Annotated in this window: 26 protein-coding genes; 16 read left to right on the top strand and 10 right to left on the bottom strand. The window is 73.7% G+C overall.

Going from position 1 to position 25229, the window contains the following annotated elements:
- Positions 1–43 precede the first annotated feature (43 nt).
- Together ACW62_RS13780 and ACW62_RS13775 are read left to right on the top strand one after the other, a co-directional pair.
- Positions 44–1165 carry an epoxide hydrolase family protein gene (locus tag ACW62_RS13780; protein WP_053204688.1) on the top strand — a complete coding sequence of 374 codons (1122 nt, stop codon included), beginning with the start codon at positions 44–46 and terminating at the stop codon, positions 1163–1165.
- Positions 1166–1177: 12 nt separating this feature from the next.
- Positions 1178–2317 carry an epoxide hydrolase family protein gene (locus ACW62_RS13775; RefSeq protein ID WP_053204687.1) on the top strand — a complete coding sequence of 380 codons (1140 nt, stop codon included), beginning with the start codon at positions 1178–1180 and terminating at the stop codon, positions 2315–2317.
- On the opposite strand, the gene mftF (ACW62_RS13770) is transcribed toward ACW62_RS13775, so the two are convergent.
- Positions 2289–3743, bottom strand: coding sequence for a mycofactocin biosynthesis glycosyltransferase MftF (gene mftF, locus ACW62_RS13770; protein ID WP_053204686.1), 1455 nt, complete (start codon positions 3741–3743; stop codon positions 2289–2291). The two genes, ACW62_RS13775 and mftF (ACW62_RS13770), sit on opposite strands and share 29 nt — an antisense overlap.
- A complete protein-coding gene (gene mftR, locus ACW62_RS13765; protein ID WP_240477306.1) occupies positions 3740–4357 on the bottom strand; it encodes a mycofactocin system transcriptional regulator in 618 nt (205 codons plus the stop codon). Before mftR ends, mftF (ACW62_RS13770) begins: the two co-directional genes overlap by 4 nt.
- Positions 4358–4441: 84 nt before the next feature.
- On the opposite strand from mftR, the gene mftA reads away from it, so the two are divergent.
- The 10 genes from mftA to mftF (ACW62_RS13715) are packed head-to-tail and all read left to right on the top strand — an operon-like array spanning position 4442 to position 12554.
- Positions 4442–4546: a mycofactocin precursor MftA gene (gene mftA / locus ACW62_RS13760; protein WP_053204684.1), complete on the top strand. Its 105-nt coding sequence runs from the start codon at positions 4442–4444 to the stop codon at positions 4544–4546.
- Between the two features lie 8 nt (positions 4547–4554).
- Positions 4555–4830, top strand: a complete 276-nt coding sequence (mftB, locus tag ACW62_RS13755; RefSeq protein WP_053204683.1) for a mycofactocin biosynthesis chaperone MftB — start codon at positions 4555–4557, stop codon at positions 4828–4830.
- Positions 4827–6068 carry a mycofactocin radical SAM maturase gene (mftC, locus tag ACW62_RS13750; RefSeq protein ID WP_053204682.1) on the top strand — a complete coding sequence of 414 codons (1242 nt, stop codon included), beginning with the start codon at positions 4827–4829 and terminating at the stop codon, positions 6066–6068. Before mftB ends, mftC begins: the two co-directional genes overlap by 4 nt.
- Positions 6069–6087: 19 nt before the next feature.
- A complete protein-coding gene (locus ACW62_RS13745; RefSeq protein ID WP_053204681.1) occupies positions 6088–6900 on the top strand; it encodes a mycofactocin-coupled SDR family oxidoreductase in 813 nt (270 codons plus the stop codon).
- Between the two features lie 13 nt (positions 6901–6913).
- Entirely contained in the window at positions 6914–7726 is an 813-nt protein-coding gene (locus ACW62_RS13740; protein ID WP_053204680.1) for a mycofactocin-coupled SDR family oxidoreductase, read from the top strand.
- A gap of 10 nt (positions 7727–7736) precedes the next feature.
- Complete coding sequence (locus tag ACW62_RS13735; RefSeq protein WP_053204679.1) at positions 7737–8573, top strand: mycofactocin-coupled SDR family oxidoreductase; 837 nt, start codon at positions 7737–7739, stop codon at positions 8571–8573.
- A gap of 8 nt (positions 8574–8581) precedes the next feature.
- On the top strand, positions 8582–9496 hold the full coding sequence (locus tag ACW62_RS13730) for an AAA family ATPase (RefSeq protein ID WP_053204678.1): 915 nt from the start codon (positions 8582–8584) through the stop codon (positions 9494–9496).
- 24 nt (positions 9497–9520) lie between these two features.
- A complete protein-coding gene (locus tag ACW62_RS13725) occupies positions 9521–10480 on the top strand; it encodes a VWA domain-containing protein (protein WP_205629333.1) in 960 nt (319 codons plus the stop codon).
- Positions 10477–11148, top strand: a complete 672-nt coding sequence (mftE, locus tag ACW62_RS35230) for a mycofactocin biosynthesis peptidyl-dipeptidase MftE (protein ID WP_053204677.1) — start codon at positions 10477–10479, stop codon at positions 11146–11148. Before ACW62_RS13725 ends, mftE begins: the two co-directional genes overlap by 4 nt.
- On the top strand, positions 11145–12554 hold the full coding sequence (gene mftF / locus ACW62_RS13715) for a mycofactocin biosynthesis glycosyltransferase MftF (protein WP_053204676.1): 1410 nt from the start codon (positions 11145–11147) through the stop codon (positions 12552–12554). Before mftE ends, mftF (ACW62_RS13715) begins: the two co-directional genes overlap by 4 nt.
- On the opposite strand, the gene mftD is transcribed toward mftF (ACW62_RS13715), so the two are convergent.
- Positions 12517–13695: a pre-mycofactocin synthase MftD gene (gene mftD, locus ACW62_RS13710; RefSeq protein ID WP_053204904.1), complete on the bottom strand. Its 1179-nt coding sequence runs from the start codon at positions 13693–13695 to the stop codon at positions 12517–12519. The two genes, mftF (ACW62_RS13715) and mftD, sit on opposite strands and share 38 nt — an antisense overlap.
- 169 nt (positions 13696–13864) lie before the next feature.
- Between mftD and ACW62_RS34030 the strand changes: the two genes are divergently transcribed.
- On the top strand, positions 13865–14002 hold the full coding sequence (locus ACW62_RS34030) for a hypothetical protein (RefSeq protein WP_157574737.1): 138 nt from the start codon (positions 13865–13867) through the stop codon (positions 14000–14002).
- 14 nt (positions 14003–14016) lie between these two features.
- Here ACW62_RS34030 and ACW62_RS13705 read toward each other — a convergent pair whose 3' ends face one another.
- On the bottom strand, positions 14017–14358 hold the full coding sequence (locus ACW62_RS13705; RefSeq protein ID WP_240477305.1) for a hypothetical protein: 342 nt from the start codon (positions 14356–14358) through the stop codon (positions 14017–14019).
- 38 nt (positions 14359–14396) lie between these two features.
- Between ACW62_RS13705 and ACW62_RS13700 the strand changes: the two genes are divergently transcribed.
- Both ACW62_RS13700 and ACW62_RS13695 read left to right on the top strand, forming a co-directional pair.
- The gene (locus ACW62_RS13700) at positions 14397–15101 is read left to right on the top strand and encodes a copper homeostasis protein CutC (protein ID WP_053204674.1); all 705 of its coding nucleotides are present in this window, start codon (positions 14397–14399) and stop codon (positions 15099–15101) included.
- Positions 15098–15367, top strand: coding sequence for a DUF4031 domain-containing protein (locus ACW62_RS13695; RefSeq protein ID WP_053204673.1), 270 nt, complete (start codon positions 15098–15100; stop codon positions 15365–15367). The genes ACW62_RS13700 and ACW62_RS13695 overlap by 4 nt, the downstream gene beginning before the upstream one ends.
- 170 nt (positions 15368–15537) lie before the next feature.
- Here the strand turns inward: ACW62_RS13695 and ACW62_RS13690 are convergent, their stop codons facing one another.
- A complete protein-coding gene (locus tag ACW62_RS13690; protein ID WP_053204672.1) occupies positions 15538–16164 on the bottom strand; it encodes an HD domain-containing protein in 627 nt (208 codons plus the stop codon).
- A 96-nt stretch (positions 16165–16260) separates the two neighbouring features.
- Here ACW62_RS13690 and ACW62_RS13685 point away from each other — a divergent pair, with 96 nt between their 5' ends.
- Complete coding sequence (locus tag ACW62_RS13685) at positions 16261–17508, top strand: MFS transporter (protein WP_053204671.1); 1248 nt, start codon at positions 16261–16263, stop codon at positions 17506–17508.
- Here the strand turns inward: ACW62_RS13685 and ACW62_RS13680 are convergent.
- The 5 genes from ACW62_RS13680 to ACW62_RS13660 form a co-directional block, all read right to left on the bottom strand.
- Complete coding sequence (locus ACW62_RS13680; protein WP_053204670.1) at positions 17468–19156, bottom strand: FAD-binding oxidoreductase; 1689 nt, start codon at positions 19154–19156, stop codon at positions 17468–17470. The genes ACW62_RS13685 and ACW62_RS13680 overlap by 41 nt on opposite strands.
- Entirely contained in the window at positions 19153–19923 is a 771-nt protein-coding gene (locus ACW62_RS13675) for a lysophospholipid acyltransferase family protein (protein ID WP_083459732.1), read from the bottom strand. Before ACW62_RS13675 ends, ACW62_RS13680 begins: the two co-directional genes overlap by 4 nt.
- Positions 19920–20705 (bottom strand): SDR family NAD(P)-dependent oxidoreductase, encoded by a 786-nt coding sequence (locus ACW62_RS13670; protein WP_053204669.1) that lies wholly within the window; start codon positions 20703–20705, stop codon positions 19920–19922. The genes ACW62_RS13675 and ACW62_RS13670 overlap by 4 nt, the downstream gene beginning before the upstream one ends.
- Positions 20702–22996 (bottom strand): HAD-IB family hydrolase, encoded by a 2295-nt coding sequence (locus ACW62_RS13665; RefSeq protein ID WP_205629332.1) that lies wholly within the window; start codon positions 22994–22996, stop codon positions 20702–20704. The genes ACW62_RS13670 and ACW62_RS13665 overlap by 4 nt, the downstream gene beginning before the upstream one ends.
- 179 nt (positions 22997–23175) lie before the next feature.
- Positions 23176–25170 (bottom strand): HelD family protein, encoded by a 1995-nt coding sequence (locus ACW62_RS13660; protein ID WP_053204668.1) that lies wholly within the window; start codon positions 25168–25170, stop codon positions 23176–23178.
- Positions 25171–25229 lie beyond the last annotated feature (59 nt).

Genomic DNA, 25229 nt, shown 5'->3' with positions numbered 1-25229 from the left:
ATCGCGGCCCGTAACTGGCCGCAATTGCCGAGACCGTAGGGGCATGACGAACTCCACCGAGATCCGCCCCTTCCGCATCGACATCTCCGACGCCGATCTCGCCGACCTGCGCGATCGGCTGGCCGGCACCCGCTGGCCGGTGGAGGTCGCCGGCACCGGCTGGGAGCGCGGCGTCCCGTCCGGCTACCTGAAGGAGCTGGCCGCGTACTGGCGCGACGGGTTCGACTGGCGCGCGCAGGAGAAGGCGCTCAACGCCTTCCCGCAGTTCAGCACGGACCTCGACGGCACGACCGTGCACTTCCTGCACCTCCGGTCGGAGCACGCGGACGCGCTGCCGCTGCTGCTCCTGCACGGCTGGCCGGGCTCGTTCCTCGAGTTCCTGGACCTGATCCCGCTGCTCACCGACGAGTTCCATCTCGTCATCCCGTCGCTGCCCGGCTACGGCTTCTCCGGCCCGGTCACCGAGACCGGCTGGACCGACGGCCGGTCCGCCGCGACGCTGGCCGCGCTGATGGAGCGGCTCGGCTACGACCGCTACGGCGTCCAGGGCGGCGACGTCAGCGGGTTCATCGGCCCGGAGATCGGCCGGGTCGCGCCGGACCGCGTCGTCGGCGTGCACGTCAACGCGTTCGTGACGTTCCCCTCCGGCGACCTGGACGGGCTGACGGAGTCGGAGCAGCGGCGGATGGAGCTGTTCCAGAACTTCCAGCAGGAGCTGGGCGGCTACCTGACGTTGCAGGGCACCCGGCCGCAGACGGTGTCGTACGGGCTGACCGACTCGCCCACGGCGCAGCTGGCCTGGATCGTCGAGAAGTTCAAGGACTGGACCGACCCGGCCGGCGAGCTGCCCGAGGACGCCGTCGACCGCGACCTGCTGCTCGCCAACGTCAGCATCTACTGGTTCACCAACACCGCCAGCTCGACCGCGCATACTTACTACGAGCGGTTCCACGACGCGGCCGGCTGGGCGCCGCGAGAGCGGTCCACCGTCCCGACCGCCGTCGCGAACTTCACCACGGACATCGCGATCCGCCGGTTCGCCGAGGCCACGGACACGATCGTGCGCTGGACCGAGTTCGGCCGCGGCGGCCACTTCGCCGCGCTGGAGGCGCCGGACCTGCTCGCCGCCGACGTCAGGGAGTTCTTCGCCGACCTCGCCCGCTGAAGGAGACCCGTCATGACCGACATCCGGCCGTTCCGTATCGACATCTCCGACGCCGACCTCGCCGGCCTGCGCGACCGGCTGGCCCGCACCCGCTGGCCGGTCGAGGTGGCCGGCACCGGCTGGGAGCGCGGCGTCCCGCTGCCGTACCTGCGGGAGCTGACGGCGTACTGGCGCGACGGGTTCGACTGGCGCGCCCGCGAGGCCGAACTGAACGCGCACCCGCAGTTCGTCACCACCGTCGACGGGCAGGACCTGCACTTCCTGCACGTCCGGTCGGCGAACCCGGACGCGACGCCGCTGCTGCTGGTGCACGGCTGGCCCAGCTCCGTCGTCGAGTTCCTGGACCTGATCCCGCTGCTCACCGACGAGTTCCACCTGGTGGTCCCGTCGCTGCCCGGGTTCGGGTTCTCGCCGCTGTCCGGGCCGGGCTGGGGCAACCTGTTCCGGGTGGCCGGCGCGGTCGCCGAGCTGATGACGCGGCTCGGCTACGACCGGTTCGCGGCGCAGGGCGGCGACGTCGGCGCCGGCGTGGTCGGGATGCTGGCGATGCTGCACCCGGACCGGGTCATCGGCACGCACGTCAACGGGCCGGCGCCGTATCCGTTCGGGCCGCCGGTCGAGCTCGACGGGCTGTCCGGCGCCGAGCAGGCGCGGGCGCAGCGGTTCAACACGTTCCGCGAGGACGGCATCGGCTACCTCGCCCTGCAGGCCACCCGGCCGCAGACGCTGGCCTACGCGCTGGCCGACTCGCCGGTCGGCCAGCTGGCGTGGATCGCGGAGAAGTTCCGCGAGTGGACCGACCCGGCCGCCGAGCTGCCCGAGGACGCCGTCGGCCGGGACCGGCTGCTCACCAACGTCAGCATCTACTGGTTCACCGGGACGGGAGCGACGGCGGCGCACGTCGTCTACGAGGGCATGCAGGCGTTCCGGCAGTTCATGGCCAGCGCGGGCGACCAGCCGCAGGAGGCGCCCGTGTTGCCGCCGGGGGCCGTCGCGGTCTTCGCCGCCGACACCTCCGTGCGGCACCTCGTCGACCCGATGGGCACGGTCGTGCGCTGGACGGAGTACGACCGCGGCGGCCATTTCGCCGCGCTGGAGGCGCCGGACCTGCTCGCCGCCGACGTCAGGGAGTTCTTCGCCGGCCGGCGCTGACCGCGGCCACGAGGTCGTCGGCGGACTCGACCCGCAGCCGCCAGCCGAGATCGGGGCGGAGCGGGTCGGGCTCGCCGGTGGCCAGCGCGCCGGACCACACGCCCCAGCCGTACGCGGCGTCGTCGAGGCGCCGGGTGAGCAGCCAGCGAACCGGGTCGAGGTCCGGGCGCTGCCGCCGCCACTCCAGGATCGCCGGGACGACGGCGGCCGCGGCCAGGGCGGGGCGCAGCCGGGGGACGAGCACACCGGCGGCGACCGCGCCCGGCCACCACGTCCGCACGACGGCGTCCGCGACGGCCTCGCCGGCGCGCAGCGTCCCGCCGCCGGCCAGCCGGACCGCCGTCCGCACCGGATCGGGCACCACGCCGCGCAGTTCGGCGGCCAGCAGCGCGCACGCCGTCGCCGTGATGCCGGCCGCGGCGACCGGCCGCCGCAGCGCCACCGCCGCCCACGCCGCCGCGGTCCACGGCGACATCGCCAGCGGCCGCGCGGCGCCGGGGTGCCGCCGGGCCAGTGGGGCAGCGGTCCGCCCGTAGTAGGCGCGGCGGCCGAGGAACGCCCGCGGCGTGGTCAGGTGCTCGTGCGCCACCCGGGCGGCCGGCTCGTACCGCACGGCGCGCCCGGCCGCCGTCAGCCGCCAGACGAGGTCGACGTCCTCGCCGCCGCGCAGGGTGGTGTCGAACCCGGGGAAGTCCGCGGCCCGCACCAGCACCGTCGCCGTCGGCACGAACGGGATGCGCCCGCCCGGCGCGACCGGTCCCGGCAGCGCGCCGCGGTCGTACGGTGCCCGGTGCTGCTCGTAGCGGTCCAGCCAGCCGTGGCGGCCGGTCTCCAGCGCCACCACCCGGGGCGCGGCGGCGGCCACCTCGGGGTCGGCGAAGTGCGGCAGCAGCGTCGTCAGCCAGCCCGGCTCCGGGACGCAGTCGGAGTCGACGAACGCCAGCACGTCCCCGGTCGCGACGGCCGCCCCGGCGTTGCGCGCGCCCGGCGCCCGGTGCCGCTCGTCCAGCCGGACCAGCCGCGCCCCACCGGACGCGGCGACCGCGGCGTGCGCGGCGGCGTCGGCGGACGCGTCGTCGGCCACGATCACCTCGTGCACCGGCTCTTGTGCGGACAGCGCCGTCAACGCCGTCAGCAGCCGGTCCAGCTGCCGCGGCCGGTCGCGCACCGGGACGACGACGCTCACCCGCGGCCACCGGCCGGCGTCGATCGGGGGCGGCACCGGCAGCGCCAGCCCGGCCGCGACCAGCGCCCGCGCCAGCCCGCCGTCGTCGCCCACCCGGCCGCCGGCCAGCCAGCCGTCGATGGTCGCCCGCTGCCGCGGCGTCAGCGTCACCACTCGGAACGGCGTCCCGCCGAACAGCACGTCGCCGTCCAGCCAGGCGCCGGGGTCCAGCGCGACCCCGAACCCGCCGGGCAGGGTCACGTCGAGAACCGCTCGCCCAGCATCCGCAGCGCGGACTCCAGCAGCTCGGTGAGGTCGGCGTCCTCGCGCAGCAACCACTGCTCGTACGCCGACAGCGCGATGCCGAGCATCGTCCACGCCAGCGCCTGCGGCTCCAGGCTGTCCGCCGGTACGCCGAGCCGCCGGGCGGCGTACTCGGCCACGACGTCGCGCCAGGCCTGGAACTTCAGCGTCGAGTGCGCCAGCAGCGCCGGGACGCCCAGCAGCAGCCGCATGCGCTGCCGGTGCCACGGCACCTCCTCGGCCGGGACGCGGTTGAACTCGATGACGGCCCGGCAGACCGCGTCCATCAGCGGGAGGTCGTCGGGCAGGCCGTCCAGGTGCCGGCGCATGCCGTCCAGCTGGGCCTCGAAGTCGCCCCACGGGAGGTCGTTCTTCGAGGCGAAGTAGCGGAAGAACGTGCGCCGCCCGATGCCGGCCGCCGCCGCGATGTCGTCGACGGTGGTGTCGTCGAAGCCGCGCTCGGCGAACAGCGTCAGCGCGACGTGGCTGAGCTCCGCCTGAGTAGTGGACGGACGCCGTCCGAGCCGGTGCGCACCGCTCTCACCAGCAGTGGAACCGTCGTCGGTGGGCAATGTCGGGTCACCCCCTTCCATTCGGCACTCGGTGTCATTAGTATCCGAACCATATCGCCGGAACTCGACCTGCAGGAGCATTTCATGACGCAGACGGATCAGACAGCAGCGACCGTGCCGGATGATCTGGTCGAGGACGACTCTCTGGTGGAAGAGGTCTCCATCGACGGCATGTGCGGCGTGTACTGAGCGCCGCCGTGCCCGCCATCGACCTGGACCGCGCCTTCGACCTGCATCCGCAGGTCGCGGTGCGGCCCGAGCCGTTCGGAGCGCTGCTGTACCACTTCGGCACCCGCCGGCTCTCCTTCCTCAAGGACCGCACGCTGCTGGCCGTCGTGCGGTCACTCGCGGCCGAGCCGACCGCGCGCGCCGCCTGTACGGCGGCCGGCATCGGTGGCGCCGAGCTGCCCAAGTACGAGAAGGCGCTCGGTGTCCTGGTGCAGTCCCAGATGGTCGTCGAGAGGACCCCATGACCACCCAGACGAAGCTGGTCGAGCTGTTCGAGTACGGACTCGACGCACCCATCTGCCTCACCTGGGAGCTCACCTACGCCTGCAACCTGTCCTGCGTGCACTGCCTCTCCAGTTCGGGCCGGCGCGACCCGCGCGAGCTGACGACCGAGGAGTGCAAGGCGGTCATCGACGAGCTCGAGCGGATGCAGGTGTTCTACGTGAACATCGGCGGCGGCGAGCCGACCGTGCGGCCGGACTTCTGGGAACTGGTCGACTACGCGACTGAGCACCGCGTCGGCGTGAAGTTCTCCACCAACGGCGTCAAGATCAGCCCCGAGGTCGCTGCCCGGCTGGCCGCCAGCGACTACGTCGACGTGCAGATCTCCCTCGACGGCGCGACCGCCGACGTCAACGACTTCGTCCGCGGGCCGGGCTCGTACGCCACCGCCGTCCGGGCTATGGAGAACCTGGCCGCCGCCGGGTTCACCGGGTTCAAGATCTCGGTGGTCGTCACGCGGCAGAACGCCGGCCAGCTGGACGACTTCAAGGCCATCGCCGACCGGTACGGCGCGCAGCTGCGGCTCACCCGGCTGCGTCCGTCCGGCCGCGGCGCCGACGTCTGGGACGAGCTGCACCCGACGGCTCAGCAGCAGCGCGAGCTGTACGACTGGCTGCTCGACCACGGCGACAACGTGCTCACCGGCGACTCGTTCTTCCACCTGTCCGCCTACGGAGAGTCGCTGCCGGGGCTGAACCTGTGCGGCGCCGGTCGCGTCGTCTGCCTGATCGACCCGGTCGGCGACGTCTACGCCTGCCCGTTCGCCATCCACGACACGTTCCTGGCCGGCAACGTCCGCACCGAGGGCGGCTTCACCCGGATCTGGCGCGAGTCCGACCTGTTCACCGACCTGCGCAGCCCGCAGACCGGCGGCGCCTGCACGAAGTGTCAGCACTTCGACTCCTGCCGCGGCGGCTGCATGGCGGCGAAGTTCTTCACCGGCCTGCCGCTGGACGGCCCGGACCCGGAGTGCGTGCAGGGCTACGGCGCCGACGCGCTGCTGGCCCGCGGCGACGTCCGTCCGCCGAAGCCGGCCGCCGACCACTCGCACCGGACCGCGCCCGCGAGCCGTTCCCGTCGCGGGCACGGACCGGTCCCCGTCACCATCGCGCTCCGGCGTCCCGAGCGGCCGCCGGTCAGCGCGTGCGAAGAGAGCCCGCTCGCGGGCCTGGATCTCAGCGAGGTGCCGACCAGCACCTGACACCCGAAGGAGGCGCGCAATGGGGCGTGTCGAAGGCAAGGTCGCGTTCATCACCGGTGCGGCGCGCGGTCAGGGCCGCAGCCACGCGGTCCGGCTGGCGCAGGAGGGCGCCGACGTCATCGCGATCGACCTCTGTGGTCCGGTACCCGGCATCGGGTACCCGGCGGCCACACCGGAGGACCTGGAACAGACCGTCAAGGACGTCGAGGCGCTGGACCGCCGCATCGTCGCCCGTCAGGCCGACGTCCGCGACCGCGACGCGGTGAAGGCGGCGATCGACGAGGGCGTCGCCGAGTTGGGCCGCCTGGACGTCGTCGTGGCCAACGCCGGCATCTGCATCTTGGCGCCGTGGGACGAGGTGACGCCGGAGGTCTTCCGCGACACCCTCGACATCAACCTCACCGGCGTCTGGAACACCGTCCAGCTGGCCGCGCCGCACCTGGTCGCCGCCGGCGGCGGGTCGATCGTCCTCACCAGCTCCGCGGCCGGCCTCAAGGGGCTGCCGTTCCTCACCCCCTACGTCGCCGCCAAGCACGGCGTCGTCGGCCTCATGCGGGCGTTCGCGCATGAACTGGCCGAACACCACATCAGGGTCAACAGCGTCCACCCCACCGGCGTCGACACGCCGATGGGTGCGGGCGACGGGATGGCCCAGATGGGCGCGTGGCTGGAGCAGCACCCGCGCCTGGCCGGCATGTTCACCAACAGCCTGCCGGTCGAGATCACCCAGCCGGTCGACATCAGCAACGCCGTGCTGTTCCTGGCCTCCGACGAGGCCCGCTACATCACCGCGCTCACCATGACCGTCGACGCCGGCAACACCCAGTACTGAGGAGGTTCGCGATATGGGCAAGCTCGAGGGCAAGGTCGCGTTCATCACCGGTGCGGCCCGCGGCCAGGGCCGCAGCCACGCGGTGCGGCTGGCGCAGGAGGGCGCCGACATCGTCGCGGTCGACATCTGCAAGCAGATCGACTCGGTCGCCTACCCCATGTCGACGCCGGAGGACTTGGCCGAGACGGTCCGGGAGGTCGAGGCGCTGGACCGGCGCATCGTCGCCGCCGAGGCCGACGTCCGCGACCGCGACGGGCTGCAGGCCGCGTTCGACGCCGGTGTCGCGGAGCTCGGCGGCGTGGACATCGTGCTGGCCAACGCCGGCATCGCGCCGATGGGCGTCACCGTGCTGCCGAACGAGTGGGACGACGTCGTGGCGGTCAACCTCACCGGCGTCTACAACACCGTCGAGGTGGCCAAGCAGGCGCTGATCGAGCGCGGCGGCGGCGCGATCGTGCTGACCAGCTCGACGGCCGGCATCAACGGCATCGGCGGCAGCCAGCCCGGCGGCCTCGGCTACACCGCGTCGAAGCACGGCGTCGTCGGCCTGATGCGCTCGTACGCGAACGTGCTGGCCGAGCACTCGATCCGGGTCAACACCGTCCACCCGACCGGCGTCAACACGCCGATGGTCGTCAACGACGTCATGCAGGAGTTCCTGGCGCAGGACCCGAGCCTGTCCAACGCGATGGCGAACGCGCTGCCGGTGCCGATGCTCGAGGCCGTCGACATCTCCAACGCGATCCTGTGGCTGGTCTCCGACGACGCCCGCTACGTCACCGGCGTGACGCTGCCCGTCGACGCCGGCTTCACAAACAAGAAGTGAGGCGCTGACCATGGCCGGACGGGTCGAGGGCAAGGTCGCGTTCATCACCGGCGCGGCGCGCGGTCAGGGCCGCAGCCACGCGGTGCGGCTGGCGCAGGAGGGCGCCGACATCATCGCCGTCGACATCTGCGACGAGGTGCCGGGCCTGCCCTATCCGGCGGCCACGGAGGAGGACCTCGCCGAGACGGTGAAGGAGGTCGAGGCGCTGGACCGGCGCATCGTCGCGTCCAAGACGGACGTGCGCGACCTCGCCGCGCTCCAGGCGGCCGTCGACGACGGCGTCGCCCAGCTGGGCCGGCTGGACATCGTCAGCGCGAACGCCGGCATCGGCACCCAGCCGCACCCGACGCACGAGCTGACCGAGGAACTCTGGCGCGACATGATCGACATCAACCTCACCGGGGTCTGGCACACCACCAAGGTGGCGATCCCGCGGCTGGTCGAGCAGGGCGACGGCGGGTCGATCGTGCTGACCAGCTCCGCCGCCGGGCTGCAGGCGTACCAGAACATCGCCCACTACGTGTCGGCCAAGCACGGCGTGGTCGGGCTGATGCGGACGCTGGCGCTGGAGCTGGCGCCGCACTCGATCCGCGTCAACAGCATCCACCCGACGCAGGTCGACACGATGATGATCCAGAACGAGGGCACCTACCGGCTGTTCCGGCCGGACCTGGAGAACCCGACCCGCGATGACTTCGTACCGGCGTCGCAGGCGATGAACGCGCTGCCGATCCCGTGGGTCGAGCCGGTGGACATCAGCAACGCGCTGCTGTTCCTGGCGTCGGACGAGGCCCGCTACATCACCGGGGTGGCGCTGCCGGTCGACGCCGGCGCCGTCGTCAAGTAGGAGGTCGCATGACGGGGCTGACGGAGGTCCGCGACCGGGTCCGGCGGCACCTGGTGGGCCGCGGCCGGGAACTGGACCTCGTCCTGGCCGCCGTGGCCGCCGGGCGGGACCTGCTGTTGGAGGGCCCGCCCGGCACCAGCAAGAGCACGCTGCTGCGGGCGATCACCGCCGAGTGGGGCATCCCGCTGGTGTTCGTCGAGGGCAACGCCGACCTCACGCCGGCGAAGCTGGTCGGCCACCACAACCCGGCCCGGGTGCTGCGCGAGGACTACAGCCCGGAGAACTTCGTCGACGGGCCGCTGCTGGAGGCCATGCGCGGCGGCGGCTTCCTGTACGTCGAGGAGTTCAACCGGGCCCCCGAGGACACGCTGAACACGCTGCTCACCGCGATGGCGGAGCGTGAGATCGCGGTGCCGCGGGTGGGCCGCGTGGCGGCGCTGCCGACGTTCCGGGTGGTCGCGTCGATGAACCCGTTCGACAACGTCGGCACCACCCGGCTCTCGACCAGCGTGCACGACCGGCTGTGCCGGCTGGCGGTCGGCTACCAGGACGACGCGGCCGAGCGCGGCATCGTCGCGCTGCGGGCGCCGCTGGCCGGTGTCGACCCGCTGCTGTACGAGCGGCTGGCCGCCGACGCCGTCGCCGTCACCCGGGCCACCCGCACGCACGAGGACCTGCGCCAGGGCAGCAGCGTCCGCGGCGCGATCGACCTCACGCTGGTGGCCGGGCAGCTGCTCGGCCTGGCCGAGGTGGCGTCGGCGTCGGACCCGGGCTACCCGGACGTCGTGTTCGACGCGATGGTCGTGGCGCTGTCCGGGCGGATCTTCCTCGACGAGACCGTCGAGACGACGCCCGAGCGGGTGCTGCGCACGATCTGGGAGGACCACTTCGTCCTGCAACCGGCCGCCGCGGCCCCTGGTTGAAGGACGGTCGAGGCGTCGTCGCCGGTGCGGCGGCGGGCCTCGTCCCCCTCGCCGAACGGGCTGCGGCCGTTGCGGCGGCGGCCGAAGCAGCTCGACGACGACCCCGTCCTGCATGACGTGTCGGCGTCCGGCGGCGGGAGCCCGGTGGCGCCGGGCGGGCTCCGGCCGCCGGGACCGCGGCGGGTGCCGCCGGGCTCGGGCGCGCCCGGCACGACGGACGAGGCGGCGACGCTGCTCGCGGCCGTCCCGGACGACGCCGATCCCGATCCCGAGGTGCTGCGCCGGGCCCGGCAGATCGCCGCCCGGCTGGCGGTGCCGCGGCCGCGTCGCGACGTGACCGCGCGGCGCGGCGCCGGCGAGCTGGCCAGCGTCCGGTACCGCGGCGGCTCCGACGACATCGACCTCGACCGGACCCTGGAGCAACTGGTCGAGCACCCGGTCCCCGAGGACGGCGACGTGATCGTGCGCGAGCGGGTGCGGGCGCGGCGGGCGGTCGCGCTGCTGGTGGACGTGTCCGGGTCGATGCGTGGCGAGCGGGTGCGGACGGCCGCGGCCGCCTTGGGCGCGCTGGCCGCGGAACTGTCCGCCGACGACGTCGCCGCGATCGCGTTCTGGTCCGACGCCGCCGTGCTGGCGCACCTGGGTGAGCGGGTGTCGCCGCGGCGGCTGCTGGACACGCTGCTGCGGATCCAGGTCAAGGGGCTCACCAACGTCGCGTTCCCGCTGCAGGTGGCCGCGCGCGAGCTGGCCCGGGTGCCGGCGCGGGACGCCCGGGCGCTGCTGCTGTCGGACTGCGTGCACAACGCCGGCCCGGATCCGCGTCCGTTCGCCGCCCGGCTGCCCCGGCTGGACGTACTGCTGGACACGTCCGGCGAGCACGACGCCGACCTCGGCCGCGACCTCGCCCGGCTCGGCCGCGGGCGGCTGTTCCGGATCGGCGGCTATCGTGAGGTCGCACCGGCACTCGGAGAGGTGTTTGCGTGATCTTGGGGGAGCTGCGGTGGCCTGTGGTCCCGGGTGAGTCGGTGCTGGCGCTGCCGCTGGGGTCGACCGAGCAGCACGGGCCGCACCTGCCGCTCTCGACCGACACCGACGTGGCGGTGGCGCTGTGTACGGCGCTGGCGGCCGCGCGGCCGGACGTCGTGGTGGCGCCGATGCTGCCCTACGGTGCCAGTGGCGAGCACCAGGACTTCCCCGGCACGGTGTCCATCGGCACGGAGGCGCTGACGCACGTGCTGGTCGAGCTGGGCCGGTCGGCGTCGGCGACGTTCCCGCGGCTGCTGGTGGTGTCCGGGCACGGCGGCAACCTGGCCGCCGTCCGGGCGGCGCTGGCCACGCTGACGGCGGAGTCGCGCGACGTGCTGGCATGGTTCCCGCGCTGGGACGGCGACGCGCACGCCGGGTTCGTCGAGACGTCGCTGCAGCTGTACCTGTCCGCCGAGCGGGTGGCGCTGGCCGAGGCCGCGGCCGGGGCGGTGCAGCCGCTGGCCGAGCTCATGCCGGCGCTGCGCTCCGGCGGGGTGCGGGCGGTCAGCCCGAACGGCGTGCTCGGCGACCCGGCCGGCGCGTCGGCCGAGGCGGGCCGGGAGATCTTCGCCGGCCTGGCCGCCGACCTCGGCACCGCCGTCGCCGCCTGGGTGGCCGCCTCGTGAGCCGTGCGGTGCCGGCCGGGTTCGGGGTGGTGCTGGACCGGCAGACGCGTGTCCTCGACGGCGGCCGGGTGCTGCTCGGCGGATCGCCGCGGCGGGCGCTGAAGCTGTCGCCGGCCGGCGTCGCGGCGTTCCGGCGGCTGCGGGCCGACGGGTACGTGACGGACGAACGGACCGGCCGGCTGGCCCGGCGCCTGGTCGACGCGGGGGTGGCGCATCCGCGGCCGCCGGTACGCGGCGATGCCGACGTGACGGTGATCGTGCCGGTCCGCGACCGCGCCGAGTCGCTGTCCCGGTGTCTGGCCGCGCTGGCCGGTGCCGACGTCGTCGTGGTCGACGACGGTTCCGTGGACCCGGCGGCGGTGGCTGCCGTCGTGGCGCGGCACGGCGCCCGGCTGCTCCAGCGGCCGGTCTGCGGCGGACCGGCCGCCGCCCGCAACACCGGTCTCGCGGCGCTGGCCGACTCCATGGCGGAGCTGGTGGCGTTCGTCGACAGCGACTGCGTGCCGTCGCCGGGCTGGCTGGACCGGCTGGCCGGCCACTTCGCCGACCCCGCCGTCGTGGCCGTGGCGCCGCGGATCGTGCCGGTGCTCGCGGCCGGCGCTGGCCGGACGCTCGGCGCGTTCGCGGCGGCCCGGTCGCCGCTGGATCTCGGGCCGGACGAGGCGCTCGTGCGGCCCGGCGGCCGGGTGTCCTACGTGCCGACGGCGGCGCTGGTGGTCCGGCGGACGGCGCTGGACCGGTTCGACGAGGCGTTGCGCTACGGCGAGGACGTCGACGCGGTGTGGCGGCTGATCGCGGCGGGTGGGGTGGTCCGCTACGACCCGTCGGTCACCGTCGCGCACGCCGAGCCGGCGACGTGGCCAGCCTGGCTGCGTCGCCGTCACCTGTACGGGACGTCGGCGGGTCCGCTGGCACGGCGGCACCCGGACCGCCTCGCCCCGCTGGTGCTCTCACCCTGGCCGGCCGCGGTGGCGGCGCTGCTGCTCGCCCGGCGCCCGCTGCCGGCGACGGCCGCCGGTGTCGTCGCGGCCGCCCGGCTCGCGTCGAAGTTGCGCGCCGACGGCCTCCCGCCGTCGCTCGCCGCGCCGATGATCGCCGAGGCCACCGCGGCGACGCTGACCGGCGCCGGCCGCGCCGTCACCCAGCTGGCGCTGCCGGCCGCGGTCGCGCTGACCGCGGGCCGCCCCCGCCGGTTGGCGACGCTGGCGGCCCTGGTCGCCGCCCCGGCCCTGCGCGACTGGCTGCGCCTGCGCCCGTCGCTCGATCCGGTCCGCTGGACCCTCGCCAGCATCGCCGACGACCTCGCCTACGGCACCGGCGTCTGGCGCGGCGCCGTCCGCGCCCGTACGGCCCGCCCGCTGCTCCCGGCTACGCCCCGAACGTCCGGTGGAAGCCCGGCGGGATGACGAGGTCGTCGGGGGTCAGGTCGCGGACCGACGCCTTGCCGAGGCCGCGCAGGGCGGAGTCGATGCCGCCGCTGAGGATGTCGAGGACGTTCTCGACGCCGGCCTGGCCGTTGGCGGCGAGGCCCCAGAGGTAGGCGCGGCCGATCATGACGGCCTTGGCGCCCAGCGCGAGCGACTTCACGACGTCGCTGCCGCGCCGGATGCCGCCGTCCTGGACGATGTCGACCTCGGAGCCGACCGCGTCGACGACGGAGCGGAGCGAGCGGACGGCGGCCGGGGTGCCGTCGAGGTTGTTGCCGCCGTGGTTGGAGACCGAGATGGCGCTGACCCCGGCATCGACGGCGCGCTTGGCGTCGTCGACCCGCATGACGCCCTTGAGCATGAACGGGCCGTCCCACTGCGACCGCAGCCAGGCGACGTCGTCCCAGGTGGCGGGCGGCGTCTGCATCCACTGGCCGTAGGCGCCGAAGAAGGTGGGCGCGACGCCGTCGGCGCCTTCGAGGTTGGGGGTGGTGAGGTCGGGCAGCGTCCCGGCCCGCAGGTAGCGCAGTAGCCAGCTCGGGTGCGGCAGCACCTGCGGCGCGAACCGCGCCATCGTCTTGAGGTCCAGCCGATCCGGGATGCTCGGGCTGCCCCAGTCGCGTCCGTGGCTGAACGACCAGTCGAGGGTGAGGATGAGGCCGGCGGCACCGGCCCGGCGGGCGCGGTCGAGGATGCGCACCATCTCGTCCCGGCTGCCCAGCCAGTAGATCTGGAAGAACGCCTTGGGGTTGGCCGCGACGACGTCCTCGATGGAGCGGCTGGCGAACGAGCTGAGCCCCATGGCGGTGCCGCGGTTGGCGCCAGCCCGGGCGACGGCGACCTCGCCGTCGGGGTGGACGGCCTGGACGCCGGTCGGCGAGAGGATCACCGGCAGGGCGATGTCCTGGCCCATGACGTGCGTGGAGAGGTCGCGCTCGCCGGACGTCGCGGCGACATGCGGCGCGAACCCGAGCTCGGTGAACGCGGCGAGGTTGTCGCGCAGCGTCAGCCCCTTCTCGGACCCGGCCACCAGCGCCCCGTACACCGACGACGGCAGCTGGCGGCGGGCCCGCCGCTCGGCCTCTGCCACGGTCTCGAACCACTTGCTCCTGCCGAACATCGTCACCTCTGACCTCGCCGGTCGGCACCTCGCGTGCCGTTCTGCACAGAATAATGGCACTGAGGGCCAAAATGAAGCCTCGCCGAGTTTCAGGAAACGGGCCTGGTACGCTAGGTGAACAGAAGGTGAACAACACCCGACTCATGGGTGGCCGAAAGGAGCGGACAAGGTGCCGACGACACGGGTCCAGCCCGCCACGCTCGTGGCGCGCTGGGTGACGGTGGCCGACATCTCCGGCCGATCGCGGACGGAGCAGCGCTGGGTCCCCGCCGAAGACGTCCAGCCTGAGGACGTGCGGGCGGCCTGACCGGCGCGACCGGCCTACAGCGCGCCGAGCGGCGCCAGCGGGCGGCCGGTCTTCTCACACACCCACTGCGGATCGGGCCCGAGTTCGGGCTCGATCCGCAGTTCGTGCGGCTCCGGCTCCGCACACGGCTCACATGACGGCCAGCGGCCCACCCCGGCGTCGAGCAGCCGGTCCTGCACGTCCTGCGCCAGCTGACCGGCCACGAACGCCGCGCCGTCCGGCCACTGCTCGACCCACCAGCGGCGTTCGCTGACGGCGGCATCCAGCACGTCGACCGCGGCGGCGACGTCGAGTCCGCGCGCCACGAGATCGCGCAGGACCACCGCCCGCGCCGCAAGCAACACCTCGTCGACCACGGCACCGATGGTGCCATCTCGATGGCACACTGATCCACGTGCGTCCGCTGCTGGAGGTCATTGCCCTGGGTCCCGGTGACGTGCCCGGCGCCGTCGAGGGCGGCGCCGACCGCCTCGAGGTCGTCGCCGACATGGACGCCGACGGGCTCACCCCGTCCCTCGACACCGTCCGCGATCTCAAACGCGCGTGCGACCTGCCGCTGCGGGTCATGCTGCGATCCAACGACGGCTTCTCCACCAGCGGCTCGGAGCTGGCCCGGCTGCGCATCGCCGCCCACCAGCTGGCGAACGCCGGCGCCGACGGCTTCGTGCTCGGCTTCCTCGGCCTCAACGCCGAGATCGACGTCGAGGCGACGCTGGCGCTGGCCGACGCGCTGGACGGGCGGCCGTGGACGTTCCACCGCGCCATCGACCACTGCCTCGACCTCGACGACGCGTGGGGGGTCGTGCCCGGGCTGGCCGGCCTCGACGCCGTCCTGACCGCCGGCTCCGCGCGCGGTGTCGGCTCCGGCCTGGACGAGCTGTGCACGCGCGCGACCGGCTCGCCGACGGCGGCGCGGGTCATCATGGCCGGTGGCGGCCTGGAGCCCGACCACGTGCCGTGGCTGGCCCGGGCCGGCGTCCGCCAGTTCCATGTGGGCAGCCGGGTCCGTCCGGGCGGCTCGTGGAAGGCCTACATCGACGCCGCGCTGGTGCGGTCGTGGCGCGTCCTGGTCGACGACGCCGTGGCGGCCGCCCTGTGACCATCCTGGTCGACCCGCCGGCCTGGTCCGGCCACGGCCGGCTGTGGTCGCACCTCGCGTCGGACGAGTCGTTCGACGAACTGCACGCGTTCGCCGCCCGGCTGGGGCTGCCCGCCCGCGGCTTCGACGGCGACCACTACGACCTGCTGGCCGCCGACTACCAGCGCGCCGTCGACGCCGGCGCCGTGCCGGTGCGCAGCCGTGACCTCGTCTTCCGGCTGACCGCGGCCGGACTGCGCCGCCGCAAGCAGCGCCGGCGGCCCTGACCCGGCGGACGCCTGCCTGCCCGCGTGCCCCGGCGGCGGCGGCGTTGGCCGACGTCGACCGTTTCGGGGCGGGTGACGTGGGCGCCAACTGTTGGCGTTGGTGTCACCTGGTCCGATGAGGGGTGCGACCATCCGCGCCACGGGCAGCCGGCCGGCTCGTGGCGATGACGTCACGGGGCCGAAGCGCGGAGCAGGACGAGCTCGGTGTGGAGGTTGTGCCGGGCCGGGGCCTCCCAGCGGCGGCGGCCGTCGTGGGTGTGGAACAGCGCCGGACGATCCAGCAGGCCGGCCAGCACGGCGGCCCGGCCGGCGGCGAAGTCGGCGTCGGACACGTGCGCGTAGTCGGCCCGGACGGCGGACGCGTAGGCCGCGTAGTCGGACGGCGTCCCCGCCAGCACCGCGAGGTCGGCGTCGCAGAGCACCGCGCCGTTGCCGTCGCCGGGCGCGGGGTCGTGGCCGGCGGTGAGCAGCACCAGCCGCTCGACCTCGTCGACCTGTGCCGCCGGCCGGCCGAGCGGCGTCAGCACCTCGCGGGCCAGTCGCGCGCTGGCCGCTTCGTCGTCGCCCGGGCGGCCGTCGTAGACGGCGTCGTGGAACCAGGCGGCGAACCGGACGGCGTCGGGGTCGGTCGCGGCGCCGGCCAGCTCGTCGACCGTGGCCAGGACGGCGGCCAGGTGACCGGTCGCGTGGTAGTGACGGTGTCCCTCGCCCCAGCGGGCCAGTAGGCCGGCCCCGGCCTCAGCCGCCGCGGGGGAGTCGCCGGCCAGCGCGGCCCAGCGCCGTTCGAGATCGTCCATGTGCCCATTCTCGTTGTAGAATGTCCGCAGCACAGGGTTCCGTGCGCGACCTGGTGGTGGGGAGGCGCGCCGCAGAAGCGTATCTCCGGAGTCCCTGTGTCCCCTCTCGCCTCGTACCGACGGCTGCTCTCGCTGGCCGGTCTCGGGTACGTCGTCGTCGCCTTCCTCGGCCGGCTGCCGCTGGCCATGAGCCAGCTCGGCACGCTGCTGCTGGTGTCCGACGCCACCGGCCGGTACGCCGCCGGTGGCCTGGCCGCCGGCGCGCTGGCCGTCGCCAACGCCGTCGGCGCCCCGCTGGCCGGCGGCATCGCCGACCGCGTCGGGCAGCGGCCGGTCGTGCTGGCCCAGTCGCTGACGGCGGGCGTCGCGCTCGCCGCGCTGGTAGCGGCCGTCCAGTCCGGCGCGAGCATCCCGGTCATGGTCGGCGCGGCCGCCGTCGCCGGGTTCACCATGCCGCAGGTCGGCCCGCTGGCCCGGGTGCGCTGGCGGCCCATCACGCACCGCACCGGGTCCGCGCAGCCACGGCTGGTCGACGCCGCGTTCTCCTACGAGGGCGCCGCCGACGAGGCGTCGTTCGTGCTCGGCCCGGCGCTCGTCGGCCTCGGCGCTGTGGCGCTGAGCCCGAGCGGCGCGCTGCTGGCCGCGGCCGCGCTGCTGGTCGTGTTCGGCTCGTGGTTCGCGCTGCACTCGACCGCCCGGCTGACGCATGCGCTGCTGGCGTCGGCGGCCGCGCACGGCGAGGCGTTCGTCACCGCCGCGTTCCTGACCCTGTGCCTGGCCCAACTGCTCATCGGCGTGATCTTCGGCGCCACCCAGACCGGCACGACGGCACTGGCCACGGCCGCGGGCACGCCCGGGATGGCCGGCCTGGTGCACTCCCTGCTCGGCGTGGGCAGCGTGTTGGCCGGGCTGGCGACCGCCGCGCTGCCGGCCCGGTTCGGCTACGACCGGCGCATCCTGGTGTTCGCGATCGGGCTGGTCGTGCTGTCGGCGCCGCTGCTGCTGGCCGGCTCGCTGACGGCGCTGATCCCGGTGATCCTGGTGCTCGGCCTGGCCGTCGCGCCGTACATGATCAGCGTGTTCGCCGCCGCCGAGCGGACGGTGCCGCCCGCCCGCGTCGGCGCCGCGATGACGCTGCTGGCCGGCGCCACCGGCATCGGCTACGCCATCGGGTCCGGCATCGCCGGCCGGCTGGCCGACCTCGGCGGGCACCGGCCCGCGTTCGCCGTCACGGTCACCGCCGCGGCGCTCGCGGTGCTGCTGGCCGTCGTCCGGCTGCGCACCCAGCGCCCGGCGGCGCCGGTCACCACTCCCGATGGGCTGGCAGCAGCGTCCCAGGGTTGAGGTTGCGGCCGGGGTCGACCGCCTGCAGCAGCCCGGCCATGACGTCGGTTCCGGCCGGGGAGATGTCGTCCTCCAGCCAGTGCGCGTGGTCGGTGCCGACGCCGTGGTGGTGCGAGATGGTCGCGTCGTTGTCGATAAACGACTGCTGGATGGCCTTCTTCACCACCCAGTACTGCTCGATCTGCTCGGCCGGCACGTCGGTGCTGGGCGGGAACGCGAAGGTGAAGTAGAGGCACGCGCCGGAGTGGTAGCTGTGCGACAGGTGGCACATCGCGAAGCCCTTGACGCCCAGCTCGGCGTAGGCGTCGTTGGCCGCCCGGATGGTGTTGGCGTACAGGTTCATCAGCTTCGACCACGGTGCCGCGGTCTCGGACACGTCGCCGAGCGCGCCGATGTCGAGCAGGAAGTCGCGGATGTAGGGGGTGTCGAACTTCTTCTGGTCGTACAGCGAGCCCGGGCCCTTGCCCAGCTTGATCCCGCCGTGCTTCTTCACGATCTTGCCGACGAGGCCCTTCTCGTACTTCAGGTGCGACTCCGTGCCCTCGTACCCGATGTAGGACAGGCACGCCGCGGAGAGGTCCCAGCCGCGCCGCTCCAGCACGTTGAACAGGATCGGCCCGGCCTTCGCGGCCAGCCCTTTCGACGGCTTCTGCATGGCCAGCGAGAACGCGGTCTCGTTGGCGTCGGAGACGCGGGTGACCGTCGGCGCCGCGTCGGACTCGGAGATCTCGTGCATCGCCGCGACGCCGGCCGCCCAGGTCGGGAAGAGGTACGCGATGATCTCGCGGTTCTCCGGCAGCCGGTGCACGTTGACCCAGGCCTCGGTGATGACGCCCAGGCGGCCCTCGGAGCCGAGGATCATCTCGCGCACGCTCGGGCCGGACGACGTGCTCGGCAGCGGCCGCAGCACGATGACCTTGCCCGGCAGCACGACCCGCAGGCCGCGGGTGAGGTCGGCGATGTCGCCGTACTTGTCCGACTGCATGCCCGAGCTGCGGGTCGCGACCCAGCCGCCGAGCGTCGAGTGCTTGAAGCTGTCGGGCTGGTGGCCCATCGTCCAGCCGCGGGCGTTGAGCTGCTCCTCGAGGTCCGGGCCGAGCGCGCCTGCCTGGATGCGGGCCAGCCCCGCTGCCTCGTCGACCTCCAGCACCCGGCTCAGCCGGCCGAGGTCGAGCGAGACGACGACGCGCTGCTCGGCCTCCTGCGGGGTCAGCGAGCCGGAGATGTTGGAACCGCCGCCGAACGGGATGAGGACGCCGTCGGCCGCGACCACCGCGTCGACCACCAGGCGCACCTGGTCCTCGTCGGCCGGGTAGACCACGACGTCCGGGACACGGGGAAGGTCGCCGGCGCGGACCCGGATGAGGTCGACCAGCCCCTTGCCGTAGGTGTGCACGACCCGGTTGAGGTCGCCGGTGTCGACGTACTGTTCGCCCAGGGCGTCGCGCAGCTTCCCGCCGAGGTCGTCGCTCAGCTGGGAGGCCGGCACCTCGAGGTCCTCGAACGCCGGCGGCGGCGTGCCGGGCCGGTCGAGGTCGATGCCGACCTTCTCCATGACGAACGGAGCCATCTTCGGCTTGTCCTCATGGGTGAAGCTGATGCCCTCGACTCCCCAGCCCCACCACTTCTGGTGCTTGACACCGGTCACGACGCCTCCTCCTTCTGGGCGTGGTCGCTCGCCTGCTCCGCCGGGTGCTCCGGCGAGGCGGCGTCGCGCAGCGGTTTTCCTTCGGCGTCGGGGTCGCCGGTCGCGACCATCGCCGCCACCTTCGCCTCGAGCCGCTCGGTCAGATCGCGGGTGCGTTCCCCCGGCTCCGGATGGATCGGTGCGCCGATGACCACCGTCACCGGCGGCCGGCCCGGCTTCGGCCAGAAGTGCCCGACCGGCATGGCCTCGGAGGTGCCGATGATCGCCACCGGCACGCACGGCACGCCCTGCGCGATGCTCAGCGCGGCCGCGCCCGGCTTGAACCTCTTGACGCCGCTCTCGGTGTTGCGCCGGGTGCCCTCCGGAAACACGACGACGGGGACGTCCTCGCTCAGCAGCCGGTTGGCCAGGCCACGGCCCTTGCCCATGTCGGCGTTGGTGCGGCTCACCGGGTAGGTGTTGAAGAACACCGACGTCGTGGCCTTCATCCACCACCAGCGGTAGAAGTAGTCGGCGGCGGCGTTGACGGCCATCGTGCGGGTGTAGCGCCGCGGCAGCTCGGTCACCAGCAGTGGCGCGTCGAGGTGGCTGCTGTGGTTGGCCACGACGATGAACGGGGGGTCGAGGTCGTCGAGGTGCTCCGCCCCGCGCACCGACACCTTCGTCGTCAGGTGCAGGACGGGCCGCAGGAGCATCCGCTGCGCGACGAACCGGGCCCAGCGGTGCCAGGCCGCGTGGTACCTCTTCGTGCTCGCCTGTTCGCTCATCGTCGTCCGCTCAGCAGTCGTGCCGTGACCTTGCGCACCGCCGCCCGAGGGGCGTGCTCGGCCAGCAAGGCCAGGACCTTGAACCGTGCTGACGGTACCGAACGGACCCGCCTCTTCTCGACATCGGCCAGGCAATCGGCCACCACGCGGTCGGCGTCGAGCCACAGCGACGACGGGATCGAGCTGGTCCGGATGCCGGCCCGCTCGTGGAACTCGGTGCGCACCCAGCCCGGCAGCAGCGCCGTGACCTGCACACCCGTGCCGGCCAGCTCCAGCGACAGGCTCTCGGAGTAGGTGCGGACGAACGACTTGATCGCCGAGTAGCCGCCCTGCGGGTTGAAACCGGCGACCGACGACACGTTGACGATGACGCCGTGGCCGCGGTCGCGCATGGTGCGGGCGGCCGCCGCGCCGAGCACGACGACCGCGGTGATCATGAGGTCGATCGCGTGCTCGTGCTCGCTGGTGTCGTCGGTGGCGAGGCGCGAGTGGACGCCCTTCCCGGCGTTGTTGACGAACACCTCGACCGGGGCGCCGGTGTCGGTGAGCCGGGCCACGACGGTGTCGACCTGCGCGCGGTCGGCGAGGTCGGCCGTCAGCACCTCGACGTCGACGCCGAACCGCTGGCACAGCTCGTCGGCGGTGCTCTTCAGGCGGTCCTCGTCTCGGGCCACCAGGACGAGATCGCAGCCGCGCGCCGCCAGGGCCCGGGCGAACGCGAGGCCGATGCCGGACGTCCCGCCGGTGATCAGGGCCCGGCCGGTGAGCAGCGGCCCGGTCATGCCCGTCGAGCTCCCCGCACGCTGCGCACGACCGGGGACAGTCGGCCCTCGGCGGTGGTGGTCCAGGTGTGTACCGGCCAGCGCTTGGACTTGGCGAACCGGTACAGGCTGGCGTCGGGGTTGACGGCGTTCGGGTGGCCGACGACCTCCAGCCAGGAGCGGTCGGCGTAGCTGTCGCCGTAGGCGTAGGAGCCGGCGAGGTCGAGCCCTTCGGACCGCGCGTACCGGCGCAGCCAGGACGCCCGGGCCTCGCCGACCAGTGGCGGCGTGGCCAGGTGCCCGGTCCAGCGGCCGGACTCGTCGGACTCCATCTTGCCGGCCACCATGACGTCGAACAGCGGCGCCAGCGGCTCGACGAACACGTCGATCTCGCCGGTCAGCAGGATGGTGCGGTGCCCGGCCGCGCGGTGCGCCTTGATGCGCTCGAGCGCCTGCTCGAACAGGCCGCGGTGCAGCGACACCGTCACCTCGTCGGCGATGACCTTGCGCAGCTCGTTCTCGTTGACGCCCTCGTAGCGGCGCATGAAGGTGCGGATGAAGTCGCCGCGGTCGCGCCGCTCGGCCTGGAGATAACGCGGGCCCAGCGCGACCAGGTTGCTCAGCACGACCGGCCACCGCGACAGCGGCTTGGCGGCCAGCTCGATCCACATGTAGTGCTCGACCAGCGTGGCCGCGGCGACCGTCTTCTGCAGGTCGAAGACGGCGACGACGTCGGTGCGTCGCGGCAGCTCCAGCGGAGCCGTGCCGGAACCCGTGCTGTCACTGCCGCTGCCCCGGGTCAGGCCCGGCACGCCCGGGATGTGGATCTTCTGCAGGTAGTGCGCCCAGTCGATCTCGGTGACGTCGAAGCCGTGCTCGGCCTTGCGGTCGTCGGGCAGCGCCGCGTGCAGCTCGCGCAGCCGGGCGTCGTCGAAGATGACCTCGGTCTCGGTGTACGGCTGGTACAGCGAGGTGAACTTGCGCAGGGTGTCGAGGTCGCGGCGGGCGCGGTAGATGGTGGAGATCCACTTGCGCGACCGCTCGCTCGGCGGCAGCCGGTCGACGGCCTTGTCGGCGAGGTCGACGACCCGCTCGCGGCGGCGCAGCGCCCGCTCGACCACGCCGCGGTGCGGGAACGACCACGACGGGACGGCGACCAGGCCCTTGGCGTCCTGGAGCGGGTTGGCCTCGAAGTACTCGTGCACCAGCCGCAGCAGCCGCCCGAACGGCAGCGGGTTGGTGATGCCGGAGCTGACCTGGAAGTACTGCGCCTCGCCCGGCGGTGGCGGCGACGCGGCCGCGGCCAGCGCGGCGTTGACGACGAAGTCGACCGGGATGACGTCGAGCACGGTGTCGGCCAGCGCCGGGAACTCCGGCAGCAGGCCGCGTCCGTAGGCCGCGATCAGCGGGTCGGCGACCTTGAAGCCGTCGATCCAGCCCGGGAACGGGTGCTTGAGCGACGACTCGATGATGGTCGGCCGGACGACGGTGAGCCGGTGGCCGGCGCCGGCCCAGAGGTCCTCGGCGACCCGCTCGCCCAGCGCCTTGGTGAACGTGTAGACGTCGGGCCAGCCCAGGCTCTGCGCCCGGGTGCGGCCGGCCTCGACGAGCTCGTTCCGGACCCACTCCTGGCGGGCCTGCTCGGCGGTGTCGGTGACGACCCGCGCGCCGGCCCGGCCGTGCTCGGCCTGCGCCTGCGTGAGCAGCCGCTGCAGCAGCCGCGGGTTGCGGGACATCCGCTCGACGTCGGGCCGGGCGGACTGCGCGTAGGCGAGCTCGGCGACGCGGTCGACCTCGTGCTCGAGGCTGCGCTCCTCGGCGATGCCCTTGCGTAGCCCGGCGACGTAACCGGTCGAGACGTGGACGACGTGCGGGTCGGTGCCGCCGGCGAGCAGCGCGCGGTACAGCGACTCGGGCCCGGAGACGTTGGAGGTGAAGGCCTCGTCGATCGGCAGGTCGAACGAGACCGTCGAGGCCGAGTGGATGACGACGTCGACGTCACCGGGCAGCGGCGGCAGGGCGCCGAGGTCGCCTTCGAGGACGGTGACCCGCGCGCGGTACTGCCGCTCGGCCTCGTCCTCACCGACGGCCGTGCGCCAGGTGCCGAAGACGGGTTTGCGGAACAGCCGGTCGATGCGGTCCTGCGCGCTGAGCGCGCCGCGCGGCCGGACGATCAGGCTGACCCTGGTGTCCGGATAGCTGGACAGCAGCTTCTCCAGCAGAGCCTGTCCGACGAACCCGGTCGCGCCGGTGAGGAGAACGTGTGCGCCGTGCAAGATCGAGGTTCCTCCGCTGGCCGTGTCGGCGCTCACCGGCGGTTTCCCGAGGCACCGCGTCCGGCCTGTGCCAGGTCGAAGTCAGATGCCATGCGCCCTCCCCAGGCAGGTGCCGCCGCTCGGTCGAGCGATGTTCTCCGGGGGTGCTGATAACCCCATACGCCGTGCAGACAATACACAGAATGTAGCCCTTGGCGGGCATCGCCATCGTATCGCTACTGGTGAGTCAGCGGTTCGGGTAGCGGCTCGCGGTGCACGACGGTGAGCGACGACACCGCGCGAGTGAGGACGACGTAGAGACGGCGCAGCCCGGCCGGCTCAGCGGCGACGATGGCGGCCGGCTCGGCGACGATCACGTGGTCGTACTCCAGACCCTTGGCCAGCGTGGCCGGGACCAGCGTGATCCGGGCGTCGTCGGCCAGCCGGCCGGCGGCCAGGCCGGCGGCGTCGAGGGCGGCCGCGGCCGCGTCGACGGTGTCGTCGGCGACGATGATGCCGAGCGACCCCTCGCGGGCGGCGACGTCCCGCGCGGCGTCGACGATGGCCGAATCGAGGTCACCGCCGGTGCGGGTCACGTCGAGGCGGCCCGGGTTCGACCGGACCGGTTCCGGCGGCGCGACGCCCGGCGCGATGACCGGCAGCAGTTGCCCGGCGAACTCGACCACCGACGCCGGGACGCGGTAGCCCTTGCGCAGGATCTCCAGGTGCGCGTCGTCCTGGGCCAGGTGGCGCAGTGCCTCCGGCCAGGACGGCGTCGCCCACGGGGTGGTGCCCTGGGCGATGTCGCCGAGGATGGTGAGCGAGCCGGTGGCGGCGCGGCGGCCGACGGCGCGCAGTTCCATGGGGGAGAGGTCCTGCGCCTCGTCCAGCACGACGTGCCCGACGCTGGGAACCCGCTCCAGCGCCGCGGCCGCCTCGTCGACGAGGACGGCGTCGGCGTGCGACCACGGCGCGGTCTTCGGTCCGCGGGCCGGCTTGCGCCACAGCAGCCGCTGCTGCTCGTCGGCGCCCAGGACGCCCGCGGCCGCCGTCGCCAGCAGGCCCGGGTCGCTGAGCAGCCGCATGACCAGCTTCACCGGGTCCAGCGCCGGCCACACCTCGTCGACGTACGCCTTCACCGGCCGGGACCGGGCGACCGTGTTCTGGACGCGGTCGTCGGTGATCTCGCCGGCCGCCTCCATGCGCAGCAGGACGCGGTGCGCCAGCCGCTGGCCGAGCAGCGCGCGGGCCGTCGTGTAGCCGTCGCCGCGCTCGCGCAGCGTCCGGATCGCGTCGGCGATCTCGTGCACCGGCACTCGCCAGCGCCGGGTGCCGCGGCTGACGTAGAGCGTCTCGCCGGGTTCGCCGAGATGCGACCAGATGGCGTTGCGCAGCACCTCGGCCATGCGGGCGTCGCCCTTGAGCGTCGCCGTCTCCGGGTCGTCGGCGCCACGGACCGGGACGGTCTCGACCAGCCCGGCGACGGTGAGCTGGCGGACGTCGACCTCACCGAGCGTCGGCAGCACCTGGGCGATGTAGTGCAGGAACGCCTGGTTCGGGCCGATCACCAGCACGCCGGTGCGGGCCAGCCGCTCGCGGTAGGTGTGCAGCAGGAACGCCGCGCGGTGCAGCCCGACGGCGGTCTTCCCGGTGCCCGGCGCGCCCTGCACGCACACCGTCCGGTCCAGGCTCGCCCGCACCACCTCGTCCTGCTCGGGCTGGATGGTGGCGACGATGTCGCGCATCGGCCCGACGCGCGGCCGCTCGATCTCCTCGGTGAGGATGCGGCTGGTGACGTCGGCCTCGCCCGGGTCGAGCAGGTGCTCGTCCTCGTACGACGTGAGGTCGCCGCCGGCGAACCCGTAGCGGCGGCGCAGCGTGACGCCGTGCGGGTCGGCCCGGGTGGCCCGGTAGAACGCCCGCGACACGTCCGCCCGCCAGTCGACCACCATCGGGTCGCCGTTGCCGTCCATGACGTGCCGGCGCCCGATGTGGAAGGTGTCGTCGCCGTCGTCCGCGGTCCGGTCGATGCGGCCGAAGAACAGCGGCAGCGACGGGTCGTCCTCGAGTGCCTTGGCCCGCCGGTACAGCGAGGCCTTCAGGTACTCGGTCGAGACGTGGTCCGCGCTCTGCGCCGTCAGCGACAACGTGTGCTCGAGCATCGCCTGGAGATCGGCACGGGAGCGACGCAGATGGTCGCGCTCGGACTGCAGCGTGGGGTCGACGGACACGGGTGGCCTCCCAGGGCTCGGCGGAAATGGGGCTTTCCGACGGCCCGGGGGTCCGGTCC

Origin of the sequence: Jiangella muralis (genome assembly GCF_001270745.1) — a bacterium.
GTDB classification, from domain to species: Bacteria; Actinomycetota; Actinomycetes; order Jiangellales; family Jiangellaceae; genus Jiangella; species Jiangella muralis.
Note: the sequence above shows the minus strand (reverse complement) of the source record. Positions and strands in the feature narration are given on the sequence as shown.

Bases quoted from the DNA above. Each gene is read 5' to 3' on its own strand.
- ACW62_RS13780 (WP_053204688.1), top strand. From the start codon at position 44: ATGACGAACTCCACCGAGATCCGCCCCTTCCGCATCGACATCTCCGAC.
- ACW62_RS13775 (WP_053204687.1), top strand. From the start codon at position 1,178: ATGACCGACATCCGGCCGTTCCGTATCGACATCTCCGACGCCGACCTC.
- mftA (WP_053204684.1), top strand. From the start codon at position 4,442: ATGACGCAGACGGATCAGACAGCAGCGACCGTGCCGGATGATCTGGTC.
- mftC (WP_053204682.1), top strand. From the start codon at position 4,827: ATGACCACCCAGACGAAGCTGGTCGAGCTGTTCGAGTACGGACTCGAC.
- ACW62_RS13745 (WP_053204681.1), top strand. From the start codon at position 6,088: ATGGGGCGTGTCGAAGGCAAGGTCGCGTTCATCACCGGTGCGGCGCGC.
- ACW62_RS13740 (WP_053204680.1), top strand. From the start codon at position 6,914: ATGGGCAAGCTCGAGGGCAAGGTCGCGTTCATCACCGGTGCGGCCCGC.
- ACW62_RS13735 (WP_053204679.1), top strand. From the start codon at position 7,737: ATGGCCGGACGGGTCGAGGGCAAGGTCGCGTTCATCACCGGCGCGGCG.
- ACW62_RS13730 (WP_053204678.1), top strand. From the start codon at position 8,582: ATGACGGGGCTGACGGAGGTCCGCGACCGGGTCCGGCGGCACCTGGTG.
- mftD (WP_053204904.1), bottom strand. From the start codon at position 13,695: ATGTTCGGCAGGAGCAAGTGGTTCGAGACCGTGGCAGAGGCCGAGCGG.
- ACW62_RS13690 (WP_053204672.1), bottom strand. From the start codon at position 16,164: ATGGACGATCTCGAACGGCGCTGGGCCGCGCTGGCCGGCGACTCCCCC.
- ACW62_RS13675 (WP_083459732.1), bottom strand. From the start codon at position 19,923: ATGAGCGAACAGGCGAGCACGAAGAGGTACCACGCGGCCTGGCACCGC.
- ACW62_RS13670 (WP_053204669.1), bottom strand. From the start codon at position 20,705: ATGACCGGGCCGCTGCTCACCGGCCGGGCCCTGATCACCGGCGGGACG.